This window comes from Mycobacterium sp. TH-M11, from assembly GCF_057473725.1.
Map to the genome: position 1 here is coordinate 16,259 of NZ_JBYCLD010000097.1, position 14,204 is coordinate 30,462.

The window sequence follows — 14,204 nt, forward strand, 5'->3', positions numbered from 1 at the left end:
AAGTAACCGGGGCGCACGCCCCGGTTGGCCTCTCGACCATACGGAACGTACGCCCCGTTTTGCAACTCTCTGGGTTAGGTGACGCCATGGCTGTACCCGCTCGGCCGCTGCGCGCCGACGCGGCCCGAAACAGGGTTCGCGTACTGCAGACCGCCTACGAGACCTTCGCCGCAGAGGGACTGTCGGTGCCGGTCGATGAGATCGCCCGGCGCGCAGGAGTCGGCGCCGGCACCGTCTACCGGCACTTCCCGACCAAAGAAGACCTGTTTGCCGCGGTCGTCGAAGACAGGTTGCGGCACATCGTCGCTGTAGGCCGCGCGCTGCTTGACGATCCGGGGCCGGGCGAAGCGCTGTTCGCGTTCCTGCGTCGCATGGTGTTGGAATTCGGCGCTACTGATCAGGGTCTCGTCGACGCGCTCGGTGGACTCGGTATCGACGTCGAGTCGGCTGCGCCCGAGGCCGAAAAGGCGTTCTACGCGCTGCTTGGTGAGTTGCTGGGCGCCGCGCAGGGCGCCGGAACGGTCCGGCCCGACGTCGAGGTCCCGGAGGTCAAGGCGCTGCTGGTCGGGTGTCAGGCCATGCAGGGCTACGACACGGCTCGCGCCGCCCGGGTGACCGACGTCGTCATCGACGGCTTGCGCCCCTCGCGCTGAACGGGCAACCTCAGTTGCCGACGTAACCGGAGCCTAGGTTGACGATGTTGCACGTGGCGCCCTTGCCGGCTATTGGTGGGGCATTGTTGCTGTGGGTCACGGCTTTTCGCCCTTTGACCACGACGCGACAGGTCACCGACCCCGGCGCGTCGCCGGGATGTGCGCCGGTGAACATCAGCGACCGCGAGCTGCCGTTGTAGTCGAATGCCGTCGACCACGGCAGGCCCACGTTGGGCACGGTCACGGGCTCGTCGTTGGCTCCGGTATACGACACCAGCACGCCTTCGGTGAAGGTGCCGGTCAACTCGAACACGATCGGAACCGACGCCGATGCCGTGCCCGGAGCCGCCATCAGCAGCCCCCCTCCGAGAGCAACGACAGCGCACAACTGTCCCGCCCCACGCGCAGCGGCTTCCACGGTCATGGGTGGATTAGAGCACAGCTCGCAAACCGACATCAGGTGATCGCATTTCTTGCACTCTCTATAGGCGAGTGCTAAAAATGACATTGGCACTCGCAACTAGTGAGTGCCAGGTCGGGACGGTGAGGCGAGGGCCGCGTCAGCGGAGACACCCAAGCCGTCCGTCGCGGGCACTGCACCCGGCCACAGACTCGTCATCCCTAATCGGAGGAATTACTTCGCAATGTCCAAGATAATTGCGTACGACGAAGAGGCCCGTCGCGGCCTCGAGCGGGGCCTCAACGCCCTGGCCGACGCGGTAAAGGTGACGTTGGGCCCCAAGGGTCGCAACGTCGTCCTGGAGAAGAAGTGGGGCGCCCCCACGATCACCAACGATGGTGTGTCCATCGCCAAGGAGATCGAGCTGGAGGACCCCTACGAGAAGATCGGCGCCGAGCTGGTCAAAGAGGTCGCCAAGAAGACCGACGATGTTGCCGGTGACGGCACCACCACGGCGACCGTGCTCGCGCAGGCGCTCGTCAAAGAGGGCCTGCGCAACGTCGCGGCCGGCGCCAACCCGCTGGGCCTCAAGCGCGGCATCGAGAAGGCCGTCGAGAAGATCACCGAGACCCTGCTGAAGTCGGCCAAAGAGGTCGAGACCAAAGAGCAGATCGCGGCCACCGCCGCCATCTCGGCCGGCGACGTCCAGATCGGCGAGCTGATCGCCGAGGCGATGGACAAGGTCGGCAACGAGGGTGTCATCACTGTCGAGGAGTCCAACACCTTCGGCCTGCAGCTCGAGCTCACCGAGGGTATGCGCTTCGACAAGGGCTACATTTCGGGCTACTTCGTCACCGACGCCGAGCGTCAGGAAGCGGTCCTCGAGGACCCCTACATCCTGCTGGTGTCGTCGAAGGTTTCGACGGTCAAGGACCTGCTGCCGTTGCTGGAGAAGGTCATCCAGTCCGGCAAGCCGTTGCTGATCATCGCCGAGGACGTTGAGGGCGAGGCCCTGTCGACCCTGGTCGTGAACAAGATCCGTGGCACCTTCAAGTCTGTCGCCGTCAAGGCGCCGGGCTTCGGTGACCGCCGCAAGGCCATGCTGCAGGACATCGCGATCCTGAGCGGTGGCCAGGTGATCAGCGAAGAGGTCGGCCTCTCGCTGGAGACCGCGGACATCGCGCTGCTGGGCCAGGCCCGCAAGGTGGTCATCACCAAGGACGAGACCACCATCGTCGAGGGCGCCGGTGACTCCGACGCCATCGCCGGCCGGGTGGCCCAGATCCGCGCCGAGATCGAGAACAGCGACTCCGACTACGACCGCGAGAAGCTGCAAGAGCGCCTGGCCAAGCTGGCCGGCGGTGTTGCGGTGATCAAGGCCGGTGCTGCCACCGAGGTGGAGCTCAAGGAGCGCAAGCACCGCATCGAGGACGCCGTGCGTAACGCCAAGGCCGCCGTCGAAGAGGGCATCGTCGCCGGTGGTGGCGTGGCCCTGCTGCAGTCGGCTCCCGCGCTGGACGACCTGAAGCTCACCGGTGACGAGGCGACGGGCGCGAACATCGTGCGTGTGGCCTTGTCGGCTCCGCTGAAGCAGATCGCGTTCAACGGTGGGCTCGAGCCCGGCGTCGTCGCCGAGAAGGTCATGAACTCCAAGCCCGGTGTCGGCCTCAACGCCGCCACCGGTGAGTACGAGGACCTGCTCAAGGCCGGCGTCGCCGACCCGGTCAAGGTGACGCGTTCGGCGCTGCAGAACGCGGCGTCCATCGCGGCGCTGTTCCTGACCACCGAAGCCGTCGTGGCCGACAAGCCGGAGAAGGCGTCCGCACCCGCGGGCGACCCGACCGGTGGTATGGGTGGCATGGACTTCTAGTTCGACGACGATGCGGGCCACCCGGTGGCCCGAGGAGAAGTCGGACTCGAAAAAGAGTCCATCAGGCTAACGAGAAGCCCGGTCCCCGCGTGGGGCCGGGTTTTTCGTGTTTTTGGGTAACTGACGTAGTGAACATTCAAAACAGTTGGGGACGAAGGGACGACATAATGGGAAAACTATTAGGGCGCATGATCTTTGGAGTGGTTCCCGGCTGCATGCTCGGTCTGATCGTTGCGCCTGGCGCGAGTGCCGCCGACCCGTGCTCGGCCAGTGGCGTCGCTGCCACGGCCAGCGGAGTGCTGAACGCGGCCAGCGGCTACCTTGATACTCATCCGGACGCGAACAACCTGCTGACGGCGGCGGTCGGTCAACCGCCGGCCCAAGCAAAATCGACGATCCGCGGATATTTTATCGGCCACCCGGGTGAGGCGTTGGACCTGAAGAACATCGCCCAGCCGCTGCTGAACTTGAAGAGCCAGTGCCCCAACTCGGTGTCGCCGGACCAACTGGCCGCGCTGGTCGACGCGCTGTCGGCGTAGGGGCCGGCTCCGTCGGGGCGCGAGTGTGCAGGTTGTTCTCGCCTTCGGATCATCGTCGCGGGCAGCAGCTGCACAGTCGATGCACTGTGTATAGCCGTGCGCGGCATCGACCGGGATTGACCGAAGATGTCGGTCATGAGCGGGTGCGACTGGCCGTTTCTCGGTCGAGAAGCCGTGCGGCGCGGCGAGATCTCAGCTTGGCGACTGCAGCGGGATTACCGGCCCGTCTACCGCAACGTCTACGTGTCGAAGCAGGCGACGCTGACCGCGCTCACCCGAGCTCGCGCGGCCTGGCTGTTTTCCGGTGACGATTCGACCTTGACGGGCCTCTCGGCGGCGGCTGTTCTCGGCACCAAATGGTTGGACCCAGGCGAGCCCGCGGAGTTGTGCCGCCCTAATCGACACGCCCCGGCCGGGATCGTGGTCCGCTCCTACGCTCTGTCTGCGCGGGAAACCATGATCCGTAATGGGATTCGGATCACCACCCCCGAGCGGACCGCGTTCGACATTGGACGGTCGCTGTCGGCAAACCGTGCGATTCCCGTTCTCGATGCGCTGGCGAATGCCACGAACTTCAAGACTGCCGATGTCGAGTGCCTTGCCGCTGGCAAGCCCGGCGGCCGTGGTGTCCGACAACTGCGCTCGGTACTGGCTCTGGTGAACGGCGGCGCCGAGTCTCCGCAGGAGAGTCGCGTGCGATTGCTGTTGGTGGCCGCGGGTCTACCGCAGCCCGAGACGTAGATCGAGTTCAGTGACGAGTTCGGCGTGGCGCGGATCAGGGTCGACATGGGGTGGCGGGAATGGCGAGTCGCTGTCGAGTACGGCGGAGCCCAGCACTGGTCCGACCGGCGGTCGTGGGATATCGATCGGATCGCGATTCTCGAAGCGATGGGCTGGGCGGTCGTCAGGGTGAGCGCCGAGATGCTGGACAGGCCGAACGTGATCATCGACCGCGTCCGCGGCAAGTTGCGCGCGGCAGGGTGTCCCATCTAACGCCGAGTGTGCAGGTTGTTCTCGCCTTCGGGTCATCGTCGCATGCACACCCTGCACAGTGGACGACCGATCAGGCCGGTACCGATTGGCGGCCACGGACCAGCTTGCCGGGTCGCGCGTCGGTCGGGACACCGTTCTCGGCGATCACCTCGCCGCTGACGATCGTCGCGACGTAGCCGTCGGCGGTCTGGTCGAGTCGGCGCCCACCCGCAGGCAGATCGTGGACGATCACCGGCTTGTGCAACTGCAACGCCGCGTGGTCGATCACGTTCAGGTCGGCCTTGTAGCCCACGGCGATCCGGCCCCGGTCGGCCAGCCCGGCCACCCGCGCCGGCACCGACGTCAGCCGGCGGACGGCTTCGGGGATTTCGAAGCGTCCGGACTTGCGGTCACGCGCCCAATGCGCCAGGAAGTACGTCGAATAGCTTGCGTCGCAGATCATTCCGTAGTGCGCACCGCCGTCGCCGAGGCCGAGTACCACATCGTCGCGATGCAACAACTCGCCCACGGTGTCCAGTGACTGGTTTTCCATGTTGCTGGTCGCGACCAGCAACATGGCGCGTCCGTCGTCGTCGAGCAGGCGGTCGTAGGCCTCTTCCATCGGATCCACGCCCTTGGCCCGGGCGCGGGCGCCGATGCTGTCTTTCGCGTCCGGCTCGTAGTTCGGGTTGTCGTCCAGCGGGAAGATCCAGTCCCACATTTGTGCGACGTAGAGGATGGGATGCCCGTGGCCGGGCTTGTCGGCCAGGATGCGGGCGCGGACCTGCGGCTTGCGCATCTCGGCGACGCGTTCGGCCAGCGGCAGGTCCGCGATCTCGCGGTAGCTGGGATACAGCACGAACGGGTTGGCGGTCAGCTGCAGGCCGATGATCAACCCGATCGGTCGCGGCAACAGCTGGGCGGTAAAGCGGACGGCGCCCGCCCTATCATTGGCTTTCTCGATCATCGTGATGGCATCCGGCCAGGTCGGGTCGCCGGTGTTGCCGACGACCAAGCTGAACGTCACCGGCAGCCCGACATCCTCGGCCACATCGAACACCGTCTGCAGCACCGGTTGGTAGCCGCCGGCGGGAATGTCGGGCACGAATTGCAGCAGGCCGCCGCCGCCGTCGACGACGCCGCGGGCGATCTCCTCGATTTCCTCCCGGGCCGCGTCGTAACTCGGTATCGGAGAACCACTTTCGGTCTTGTGAATGGTGAAGCGGGAGGTGGCGAAACCCAGCGCGCCGACCTCGATGGCTTCCTTGGCGAGCTCGCGCATCTTGGCCAGGTCTTCGGCGGTGGCCGGTTCGCGGTCGGCGCCGCGCCGGCCCATCACGTAGACCCGCAGCGGGGAATGCGGCAGGTACGCCGCCACGTCAATATCGCGTTGCCCCGCCTCTAAGGCATCCATGTACTGCGGGAAGGTCTCCCAGTTCCAGGGCAGGCCGTCGGTCATCACCACACCGGGAATGTCTTCGACCCCGGCCATCACGTCGACCAGGACGTCGTGGTCCTCCTGCCGGCACGGCGCGAAGCCCACACCGCAGTTACCCATCACCACCGTGGTCACCCCGTGCGCCGACGACGGCGTCAAACGCTGCGACCAAATCGACTGGCCGTCGTAATGCGTGTGCAGGTCGACGAAGCCGGGGGTGATCAGCAGCCCAGTTGCGTCGATCTCCCGCGTCGCCTTCGAGCCGTTGACGTGGCCGACGGCGGCGATCACACCGTCGCGCACGGCGACGTCACCGACGAACGGCTCACCGCCCAGCCCGTCGACGATGGTGCCGTTGCGGATGATGAGGTCGTAGGTCATCGAAATAATCTCCTACATCAGGGCTTCTACCAGGTTAAACAGGATTCAGGTGTCCGAAAGGTGCCGCGAAATTGGCATGAACGAATTGGGGAAATCGGGTGGGTTGTGTCCACTGGACACCGCGCCCATGTCCACGGTCAGCGCCCATCAAGGAAGCCTAACTCTGCGCAACAAGTGGCTGTTCAGAACCGTGGCACAACTGGCACATCGCGGACGGGTGGTCACAAGTGTGCGAAGCGCTGCGGGAGCGACGAACACCTGATCGGTCGGCCGGCTCACTCCGACCGCGTCGGATCTGGCGAAAGGACCAGTACGAGGCCGCAAGGAATAGCCCCATCAAGGAGACCATCGCGACCATCGCGTAGGCGTCGCTCGTCACGATGCCGCAAAGCGTGCCATTAACCCGGTGGGCGGCGTTTCTGGTGGCGCGGGTGAGCCCGGTATTCGAGTGATTGTTCGCGACGGAGCGGGTAGACGCGAGCTGTGTAGTAGGAAGCAAGGTACAAGACAGCGACGCTGCCCGCCGTGACCAGCGATGCCACCGCGAATTGTATGTACTGGCGGCGCGCGACAGGATAGTCCCAACTTCCGTCGCCGTATCCGATGCCGAGAGCTATGAGGGCGATGAATGCGGCGCTGGTCCACGGGATCAAGCCCTGTTCGCGGCCCACTGCCGCGAAGTAGACGTTCCCGCCGGCGATCACCGCGATGATGACGAGCATCCACCACATCTTGGCGGCCGACAGCATGCCGCCGTAGGAATCGGGCGTGGGATCGATGTCGTCACCCGAATGAGGCGCCGCCGGTGATTCGGACTGGCTGTCGGCCAGCGAAAGCGCGAAGATTCTGCCGCTGATTTTGATGTAGGACGTCGCCGTGTAGGCGGCAATCACCATCCCTCCGAAGAATATCCCGGCGACTCCGAAGCCTCTTTCGCGATCCGGGTAGCACGCTAAATAGCCGGAAACCCCGGCCAAGCATGCGCATAGCCAGTAGATGCGACGCTGCGCGCTGCGGGTCAGACGAAAGGACGACAGTGAAAATCCGGCGATATAGCAGACGACAGCAGCACCGAAAAAAACGTCCTTCATGTCATCCGCCCAGCATGTTGACGATTTTGTCACCGCCGGCGGCACCCGCTACGCCGCCGAGGAACCCGACGATCAGCGTGCCTTCCGGGCCGACAAACGATCCCCAAAACGAGCCGGCGATCCACCCGCCGGCGAAGCCGCCCGCCGCGCGTGCACCTAGTCCGGCCGCTGCTGGACCGAGCGGCGCTCCGTTGATCACGTCGTAACCGGTGACGAGCGCGTCCAGCCCCACTCCGGCTTTGGTGAGCTTGCGGCCGAAGCCTTCCAGGGCTTTCGCGTCCGCCTCCGACCAGACTGGGGCGTTTCCACCCCAGTGCTTGCCGTGTGGCATGGCACCCGCGTGGCTCTCCGCACCCCCGCCGAGCGCTCCGCCGTAGTCGGAGAGGCCGCTTACGGCATCGTGGAGAACCTGGCCGGGGGTTTTGCCGCCACGGACTTCCTCGATCGCCCGCTCAACCCCTGGCGGCGAAACCCCCGCCGCTTGCAACTGCTTCCCGAAATCGCTGAGAACCATGCTGCGGCTGTTGGATTCCCACTTGTCGAGCAACTGGGTGGCCTGATCAGGCGTAAGGGGCGGTCGGTCGGGATAAGCCTTGCCCGACTCCAGGAATTCTTGGAACTGGCGTCGCGCCTGGGCGCGTGTTTTCGTATCTCTTCCGAGGACGGTGTCAGGCATCGGTGGCCCGACCAGGTTCGCGTTGCGTATGTCGTCTAAACGCTCCTGCGCCAAATGTCTTGACGTGGGGTCAGCATGCGGGTCGTTGACGATTGCCTGATCCGCACCGGCTCCATGGTGATCATCGACCGCTCGGATATGCCCGTCGTGGTGCTTGTTACCAGCTGTTCCCACATGGCCGGGATGGCCGTCGTCGGTTTCGTTACCGAGGCCCATCGCGTGCGCCAGTCGTGAAGACTGCTGTTCGTCGGTTGCCTCATAGAGCAGGCCGGCGGTCGCGAGCTTGGTGGAGTTATCGTTCAGTCCGTTCGACATCGCTTGTGCAGCCTCGATGTAACGGCTGAGGGCGCCGCTGACGGCATCGCGCGCTCGGCCTTTTTAGTTTTGCTCAGCTACCAACTCAGTTGCCGTCTGCTGCACGCGAGCAATCTGATCTTTGAGCGACTCAGAAATGCGCTCGAAGTTGGCTGCCTCCCTCCGCAAGACAGCGGAATCGACGTTGACCGGCAGCGTCATAGATAAAATCGTAACAGGACGCGACCTTGAGCCAGGTTGCAAAGCCTCGAGTCGGCCTTCATCGGCCGCATTGCGTCCCAGGCGATCAATGCCGACCTAAATGATCTACGACCGTGGCTGCGCTTGGCGGGAGGACCACGCCACGAGCGCACGCGTAGGGTCGGCTGGTATGTCCGATCCCGATCCCGATGCCGCTGCCCGCGAGTTGTTGCGCGATTCGTTCACTCGGCTGATCGAACACGTCGACGAGATCACCGACGGCCTGACCGACGAGCAGGCCGACTACCGGCCGACACCGCACGCCAACAGCATCGCCTGGCTGATCTGGCACAGCGCGCGGGTGCAAGACCTTCAACTCGCCCCGATCGCCGGCATCGACCAGGTGTGGACGGCCGGCGGATGGGTCGACCGGTTCGGACTCGACTTGCCGCGCAACGACTCCGGCTATGGGCACGGGCCCGCGGAGGTGGCCAAGGTGCGCGCGCCCGTCGAACTGCTGGCCGGCTACTACCACGCCGTCCACGAGCTCACGCTGGAGTTCGTGGCCGGGGTCACCGCCGAGGATCTCGAGCGCATTGTCGACCGCAACTGGGATCCGCCGGTGACGGCCAGCGCCCGGCTGGTCAGCATCATCGACGACTGCGCACAGCATCTCGGTCAGGCGGCCTATCTGCGCGGCATCGCGCCGTAGGCGCAGCCAACGATGGCGTTACGACGAGGATCGCACCTGCGACTCCCGCGACGGATTCCGACTTCCGACGGGCTGCTCAGCGGCTGAAAGGTGCTCGCGCAGTAAGGCGTCCAGCTTGGTGTTGGCCGAATGCAACCCGTTGATGATGTACCCGAAGACCTTGCTGCGCACCTTTTCCGGTTGGCCGATCAGCGGGGCGTACATGTGCCGCATCAGGTCCAGCCGGGCGTTGCACAGCCAATCCATCAGCTCGGGATCGGAGAACCAGCTGATCTGATTGCGTTGTTCGGCAAGCGTCGTGGTCAGCCAGTCGACGTCGGTGTTGGGGTGAGGCACCGCCTGGCACAGCCGATTTCGCGTCTCGTCGTCGGCGTAGGCGGCTTCGACGTGGGCGATCATCCCGGCGCTGAACACCTGCTGGCAGCCACGGATGCTCTGCAGCGTGATCCGGTTGTCGTCGAACACCGTTGCCGCCGGCCGCTTTTCCAGCCCGTCGGCGCTGCAGTCGACGTAGAGCGCCGAGCCTTCGACGGTGATCTCACCGTCCGCCAGCGTGACCCGGCCGGGTTCGATGCTTCGCACGCGGCCCATCCGCACGACGTCGCCGATCCGTCGCAACTGCTCGAGTTCGGTCTTCGTCACGTTCGCGCAGCGATACATCGTCGGTTGCACCGCTGGATCCAGGCGCAGCAGATTGCCGCATTTCTCCAAGCGGTCGAACAAGTCGGCTACGTCTGTGGCGGCCTCGATGGCGACCAGTCGTTGAGCGAATCCGGTCTGGAACCGTTCGAGGAACTGCGCTCCGGGCTGGATGGTGGCGCGGTCCATCAGCCACGAATCGCGCGGCATGATCCAGGTCAGCCGTTCCGGTGGAATGCCGTTGCGCAGCAACCACAAACACGCGTCGATACCGGTCTTGCCGGCGCCCACGACAACGAAGCGCTCGCGACCGACCGCGTTGGCCGGCATGCCGTTGGGCGGCACGCAGTCGACGCGAGGGGCGACGTGGTAGGCCGACGGACGCATCGACGGCACCGTGGTCTGCAGGTAGGTCGCATCGACGATCCGGCGGCGCGCGTTGACGGTGTAGTCGCCGCCGGGCAGCGAGCGAAACCGGCCGTCGCCCAGATACTCGGCCATCGGGAAGTAGGACACCTGCCCGCTCGGCAGTAGGTCCTGGTGCATCACTTTTTCGAAGTAGGCGCAGATCTCGCCGACCGTCGCCAACTCGTAGAGCCCTTCGTTCCAGCCGAGTTGGTCGATGGTGTCGCTGCCCAGTCCGCGGGAGTTGACGCCGTAATAGGCCGAGGGCTGGTGCAGCCGGACGAACGGATAGGCGCTGTTCCAGTGGCCGCCCGGGGAATGCCCGCGGTCGACGATCACCACCTGTGCGTCGGTCTCGGTCACCAGCGTGTCAGTGAAGGCCATGCCCATCGCGCCGGCGCCGACGACCAGGTAGTCCGTGTCAATCCTTGTCACGCCGATTCTCCCCCTTGCTGGCGTGCGCGATTAGTTGAGCGGTAGTTTCGCGAAAATCTTTCCGGTCGGTTGGGGTGACCCGCCGCCGGGTTCGACGGTGAAGGCGAGCATGTTGGAGTTCTTCAGGCTGGTGAACGTGTGCGTGGTCGACGGCGTAATGGCGGCGGCGTTCATCGTGCCGGCCGACTGTGCGCCCTTGTCGCCGACCAGCCACATCTGGTAGACCGTGCCCTGCGACGGTGGCGGCACGTTATCCATCACCAGCACAGCGCCGTTCATGTCCCGCGAAAACACCACCGTCGCCGTGCCGCCGGCCATCGGGGTCGAGGCTGTACGCACATCGGGTGCCGAGATGATCTGCTCGGCCATCGTCGGGACGTGTGCCGGGCGTAACGCGATGCCCGCGCCGAAGGCCGCCAACGCCACCACGATCGCGGCGGCTGCGGCCAAGATGGCTGCGCGCCAACGAGGCCGGCGGGTGGCGTCGGCAAGTATCGCCGCGCGCAGCCGCTCGGGCGGCTCGAGGGCTGTGTTCGACGACAGCACTGCCATGGTCTCGCGCACCGCGCGCACCTCGTCGCGGAAAGCCGCGGCGACGGCTTGCGGCGCGGCGGCGAGTTGCCGGTCGATGTCGACGCGTTCGCTATCGGTGACGGCGTTCAGCGCATACGGCGTGGCCAGTTCGAGCAAGTCGAATTCCGTGGGTCCGGTCATGTCACCCCCAGGCAGCCGCGCAGACCGCGCAGCGCGTCCCGCATCCGCGACTTGATCGTCGACAAATTGGCCGACAACCGCTGTGAAACTTCGGCGTAGGTCAATCCGCCGTAGTACGCCATCTCGATGCACTGCCGCTGCACGTCGGTGAGAGAGTCCAGGCAGGCCGCCACCCGCCGATGCTCGTCGGCGGCGATCGCCGAATCGGCCACCAGATCGCTCGGACGATCCACCGTGGCCGCGCCGTAGCGTGACTCCCGCTGGCCGGCAGACTGCTCGGCACGCACGCGGTCAACGGCCCGTCGGTGCGCGATGGTCATCAGCCACGACAGCGCGGAGCCCTTCGCCGGGTCGTACGATTTCGCGTTCCGCCACACCTCGAGGTAAACCTCCTGGGTGGTCTCCTCGCTGTAACCCGAATCCCGCAACACCCGGGTGATCAGTCCGTAGACCCGGGACCGCGTGCCGTCGTACAGCGCGGCGAACGCGTCGGGGTCGCGCTGCGCCACCCGGCGCAGCAATGCGTCGAGGTCGGTGCGTTGCCAGGGTCCGCTCATCGACCGGTAGCCTAGCCGCTCGGCGACAGCGGCCGTCACGATCGTGCCGATCGAGGCGGGCGTGGAATGAAAAAGGATGTCCGTTGCTGGTATTCGCGGAACCCCGGCCGGCCTCTCATGTATTTCTCGGTGAGCCGGGCGCCGGTGGCGTAGACCAGGAAATACGTCATCGTGACGGGGGAGAGCACCGTGGCGGCCGACCACCAGGCGGTCAACGTGACCAGCCACAACCCCCACCAGACGCAGGCGTCGCCGAAGTAGTTGGGGTGCCGCGTCCACATCCACAGCCCACGATCCATCACCACGCCGTTGTGCGCGGGGTCGGACTTGAACGTCTGCAGCTGGTGGTCGCCGACGGCTTCGAAAAGCACGCCGACCAACCACACCAGCACCCCGGCCGAGGTGACCGCCAGCCACCGTGTCGGCGTCGGACCTGACACCGCCGAGAGCTGCAACGGCAGTGCGATGAACCAGGTCATGAAGGCTTGCAGCACAAATACCTTGACCACCACCTGGCCGACGCCCGCGCCGCGGAGCATGTCGGCGTAGCGCCGGTCTTCGCCCTTGCCGGCGGATTTGCGGGCGATGAACCAGCTGAGCCGGCCGGCCCAGATGGCGACCAGCGCCAGCACCAGGCGCCGACGGAACGGATCGCCGTGGCCGAGCAGCGCCGAAACCGTCGCGACTGCGATGAACCCCAGACCCCAGGCAACGTCGACGACGTTGTAGCGACCGATGCGGTGCCCGATGCCGAAGGTGATGGCGTGCACCACGGTCAGCGCGACAATCGAGGCGCCCGAGACGATCGCGAAGTCGGCCAACATCACGTCACTGCCTTGGCGAAGGTCCATTGGTAGACGTCGAGGTACCCCGACCGGAAGCCGGCTTCGGCGTGCGCCAGGTAAAGCTCCCACATCCGCGCGAAGACCTCGTCGAAACCGATGTGCGACAGTGTCTTCCGGCGCTGCATGAACCGCTCCCGCCACAGTCGCAGCGTCTCGGCGTAGTGGTGACGCAACGACAACGCATCCACGGTGTGCAACTGGGTCTCGCGCCCGACGATGTCCGTGACGGCCTTGGCGGACGGAATCAACCCTCCCGGGAAGATGTATTTCTGAATCCACGTGTGTGTGTTGCGGGTTGCCATCATCCGGTGGTGCGGCATCGTGATGGCCTGCACCGCGAGCCGTCCCCTCGGCGTCAGCAGCTGATCCAGCGTACGGAAATACTCTGGCCAGGCGTGATAGCCGATGGCTTCGATCATCTCGACTGATATCACCGCATCGTAGTTTCCGCCGACGTCGCGGTAGTCACGAAGATCGATTTTCACCCGATCGGACAGCCCGGCGGCGGCGACGCGCCGGCCGGCCAGCCATTGCTGGCGCTCGGAAAGCGTGATCGAGCGGACGTTGGCCCCGCGCGCGGCCGCCCGAATGCAGAGTTCTCCCCACCCGGTCCCGACTTCCAGGACTTCGGTGCCCGGACCCACGTGCGCCGCGTCCAGAAGTCGATCGATCTTGCGCCGCTGCGCGTCGGCAAGATCCGGCCACGCCGCAGGCAAACTGGTGAACAGTGCGCCTGAATACGACATGGTTTCGTCGAGGAATTCCCCGAACAAATCGTTGGAAAGGTCGTAGTGCGCCGCGATGGCCTGCCGGCTCTGGCGCCTGCTGCGGTTTGCCGATAGTGGTTGGGAGGCAGTGACAATGGGGCGCAACCACTGCAAACTGCGGGGTACCACAGTGTCCATTCCGCCGGCGAGCACGGTCAGCGCCTCGGTGAGCTGATCGGACTCCCACTCGCCGGCCATGTAGGACTCGCCGAACCCGATAAGTCCGTGACGCCCGATGCGACGGGCCAACCGGTCCGGCTGGTGGATCGTCAGTGTCGGTGCCGTCGTGTCCTGCGCACCGATCACCGAGCCGTCCGGGTAAGTCAGCCGCAAGGGCAGCCGGCCGGCGATGCGACGCAGCAGCCGGTCGGCCACCACCGCGGACGCCGACGAAGCGGGCCCGCCGGGAACTTTCGCCACTGCGGGCCAGCGCTCTGGATCGATGGCGGCAGCGGTTTTTTCGATGCCCACCGGATTGCGCGGCAGCACCGGAAGCCGTCGTAGCCACAGTGCGATCCCTTGGACGCGGATCCGCAGCGCGATCATCAACGGGGCGAGGGGCGCGAGGATCTGCATCCGTGCCACGTGGCTCACCGTCGCGGGTCGGCGGGTGCC

16 protein-coding genes are annotated in these 14,204 nt (G+C 65.6%); 6 read left to right on the forward strand and 10 right to left on the reverse strand.

What is annotated here, in order from left to right; translation table 11 throughout:
- The first annotated feature begins 86 nt into the window (after positions 1-86).
- On the forward strand, positions 87-653 hold the full coding sequence (locus tag AC2VOG_RS03960) for a TetR/AcrR family transcriptional regulator (RefSeq protein ID WP_486938610.1): 567 nt from the start codon (positions 87-89) through the stop codon (positions 651-653).
- Between the two features lie 10 nt (positions 654-663).
- Here the strand turns inward: AC2VOG_RS03960 and AC2VOG_RS03965 are convergent, their stop codons facing one another.
- Positions 664-1,077, reverse strand: coding sequence for a hypothetical protein (locus AC2VOG_RS03965; RefSeq protein ID WP_486938611.1), 414 nt, complete (start codon positions 1,075-1,077; stop codon positions 664-666).
- A 220-nt stretch (positions 1,078-1,297) separates the two neighbouring features.
- Between AC2VOG_RS03965 and groL the strand changes: the two genes are divergently transcribed.
- The 4 genes from groL (at position 1,298) to AC2VOG_RS03985 (ending at position 4,455) form a co-directional block, all read left to right on the forward strand.
- Positions 1,298-2,923 carry a chaperonin GroEL gene (gene groL, locus AC2VOG_RS03970; protein WP_486938612.1) on the forward strand — a complete coding sequence of 542 codons (1,626 nt, stop codon included), beginning with the start codon at positions 1,298-1,300 and terminating at the stop codon, positions 2,921-2,923.
- 188 nt (positions 2,924-3,111) lie between these two features.
- Positions 3,112-3,462, forward strand: coding sequence for a heme-binding protein (locus AC2VOG_RS03975; protein WP_486938613.1), 351 nt, complete (start codon positions 3,112-3,114; stop codon positions 3,460-3,462).
- A 135-nt stretch (positions 3,463-3,597) separates the two neighbouring features.
- Positions 3,598-4,203 (forward strand): hypothetical protein, encoded by a 606-nt coding sequence (locus tag AC2VOG_RS03980; protein ID WP_486938614.1) that lies wholly within the window; start codon positions 3,598-3,600, stop codon positions 4,201-4,203.
- Between the two features lie 24 nt (positions 4,204-4,227).
- Positions 4,228-4,455 (forward strand): DUF559 domain-containing protein, encoded by a 228-nt coding sequence (locus tag AC2VOG_RS03985; protein ID WP_486938615.1) that lies wholly within the window; start codon positions 4,228-4,230, stop codon positions 4,453-4,455.
- Positions 4,456-4,525: 70 nt separating this feature from the next.
- On the opposite strand, the gene AC2VOG_RS03990 is transcribed toward AC2VOG_RS03985, so the two are convergent.
- The 4 genes from AC2VOG_RS03990 to AC2VOG_RS04005 form a co-directional block, all read right to left on the reverse strand.
- Positions 4,526-6,253 carry an N-acyl-D-amino-acid deacylase family protein gene (locus AC2VOG_RS03990; RefSeq protein ID WP_486938616.1) on the reverse strand — a complete coding sequence of 576 codons (1,728 nt, stop codon included), beginning with the start codon at positions 6,251-6,253 and terminating at the stop codon, positions 4,526-4,528.
- A 398-nt stretch (positions 6,254-6,651) separates the two neighbouring features.
- A complete protein-coding gene (locus AC2VOG_RS03995) occupies positions 6,652-7,389 on the reverse strand; it encodes a hypothetical protein (RefSeq protein WP_486938617.1) in 738 nt (245 codons plus the stop codon).
- Positions 7,346-8,335, reverse strand: a complete 990-nt coding sequence (locus tag AC2VOG_RS04000; protein WP_486938618.1) for a hypothetical protein — start codon at positions 8,333-8,335, stop codon at positions 7,346-7,348. The genes AC2VOG_RS03995 and AC2VOG_RS04000 overlap by 44 nt, the downstream gene beginning before the upstream one ends.
- Before the next feature lie 63 nt (positions 8,336-8,398).
- Positions 8,399-8,536 carry a hypothetical protein gene (locus AC2VOG_RS04005; protein WP_486938619.1) on the reverse strand — a complete coding sequence of 46 codons (138 nt, stop codon included), beginning with the start codon at positions 8,534-8,536 and terminating at the stop codon, positions 8,399-8,401.
- A 169-nt stretch (positions 8,537-8,705) separates the two neighbouring features.
- Between AC2VOG_RS04005 and AC2VOG_RS04010 the strand changes: the two genes are divergently transcribed.
- Positions 8,706-9,227 carry a mycothiol transferase gene (locus AC2VOG_RS04010; protein WP_486938620.1) on the forward strand — a complete coding sequence of 174 codons (522 nt, stop codon included), beginning with the start codon at positions 8,706-8,708 and terminating at the stop codon, positions 9,225-9,227.
- A gap of 18 nt (positions 9,228-9,245) precedes the next feature.
- Here AC2VOG_RS04010 and AC2VOG_RS04015 read toward each other — a convergent pair whose 3' ends face one another.
- Genes AC2VOG_RS04015 through AC2VOG_RS04035 form a run of 5 tightly spaced genes read right to left on the reverse strand, consistent with a single transcriptional unit; the run spans position 9,246 to position 14,135 of the window.
- Entirely contained in the window at positions 9,246-10,706 is a 1,461-nt protein-coding gene (locus AC2VOG_RS04015; RefSeq protein ID WP_486938621.1) for an NAD(P)-binding protein, read from the reverse strand.
- Between the two features lie 30 nt (positions 10,707-10,736).
- The gene (locus AC2VOG_RS04020) at positions 10,737-11,420 is read right to left on the reverse strand and encodes an anti-sigma factor (RefSeq protein ID WP_486938622.1); all 684 of its coding nucleotides are present in this window, start codon (positions 11,418-11,420) and stop codon (positions 10,737-10,739) included.
- A complete protein-coding gene (locus AC2VOG_RS04025; protein WP_486938623.1) occupies positions 11,417-11,977 on the reverse strand; it encodes a sigma-70 family RNA polymerase sigma factor in 561 nt (186 codons plus the stop codon). Before AC2VOG_RS04025 ends, AC2VOG_RS04020 begins: the two co-directional genes overlap by 4 nt.
- 35 nt (positions 11,978-12,012) lie before the next feature.
- Entirely contained in the window at positions 12,013-12,801 is a 789-nt protein-coding gene (locus AC2VOG_RS04030; RefSeq protein ID WP_486938626.1) for a DUF1295 domain-containing protein, read from the reverse strand.
- Positions 12,801-14,135 (reverse strand): class I SAM-dependent methyltransferase, encoded by a 1,335-nt coding sequence (locus tag AC2VOG_RS04035; RefSeq protein WP_486938627.1) that lies wholly within the window; start codon positions 14,133-14,135, stop codon positions 12,801-12,803. Before AC2VOG_RS04035 ends, AC2VOG_RS04030 begins: the two co-directional genes overlap by 1 nt.
- Between the last annotated feature and the right edge of the window lie 69 nt (positions 14,136-14,204).

Coding starts and splice junctions, on each gene's coding strand:
- AC2VOG_RS03990 (WP_486938616.1), bottom strand. CDS start 6,253: ATGACCTACGACCTCATCATCCGCAACGGCACCATCGTCGACGGGCTG.
- AC2VOG_RS03965 (WP_486938611.1), bottom strand. CDS start 1,077: ATGACCGTGGAAGCCGCTGCGCGTGGGGCGGGACAGTTGTGCGCTGTC.
- AC2VOG_RS04030 (WP_486938626.1), bottom strand. CDS start 12,801: ATGTTGGCCGACTTCGCGATCGTCTCGGGCGCCTCGATTGTCGCGCTG.
- AC2VOG_RS04020 (WP_486938622.1), bottom strand. CDS start 11,420: ATGACCGGACCCACGGAATTCGACTTGCTCGAACTGGCCACGCCGTAT.
- AC2VOG_RS04010 (WP_486938620.1), top strand. CDS start 8,706: ATGTCCGATCCCGATCCCGATGCCGCTGCCCGCGAGTTGTTGCGCGAT.
- AC2VOG_RS04035 (WP_486938627.1), bottom strand. CDS start 14,135: ATGATCGCGCTGCGGATCCGCGTCCAAGGGATCGCACTGTGGCTACGA.
- AC2VOG_RS03980 (WP_486938614.1), top strand. CDS start 3,598: ATGAGCGGGTGCGACTGGCCGTTTCTCGGTCGAGAAGCCGTGCGGCGC.
- AC2VOG_RS04005 (WP_486938619.1), bottom strand. CDS start 8,536: ATGACGCTGCCGGTCAACGTCGATTCCGCTGTCTTGCGGAGGGAGGCA.
- AC2VOG_RS03960 (WP_486938610.1), top strand. CDS start 87: ATGGCTGTACCCGCTCGGCCGCTGCGCGCCGACGCGGCCCGAAACAGG.
- AC2VOG_RS04025 (WP_486938623.1), bottom strand. CDS start 11,977: ATGAGCGGACCCTGGCAACGCACCGACCTCGACGCATTGCTGCGCCGG.
- AC2VOG_RS03975 (WP_486938613.1), top strand. CDS start 3,112: ATGATCTTTGGAGTGGTTCCCGGCTGCATGCTCGGTCTGATCGTTGCG.
- groL (WP_486938612.1), top strand. CDS start 1,298: ATGTCCAAGATAATTGCGTACGACGAAGAGGCCCGTCGCGGCCTCGAG.
- AC2VOG_RS04000 (WP_486938618.1), bottom strand. CDS start 8,335: ATGTCGAACGGACTGAACGATAACTCCACCAAGCTCGCGACCGCCGGC.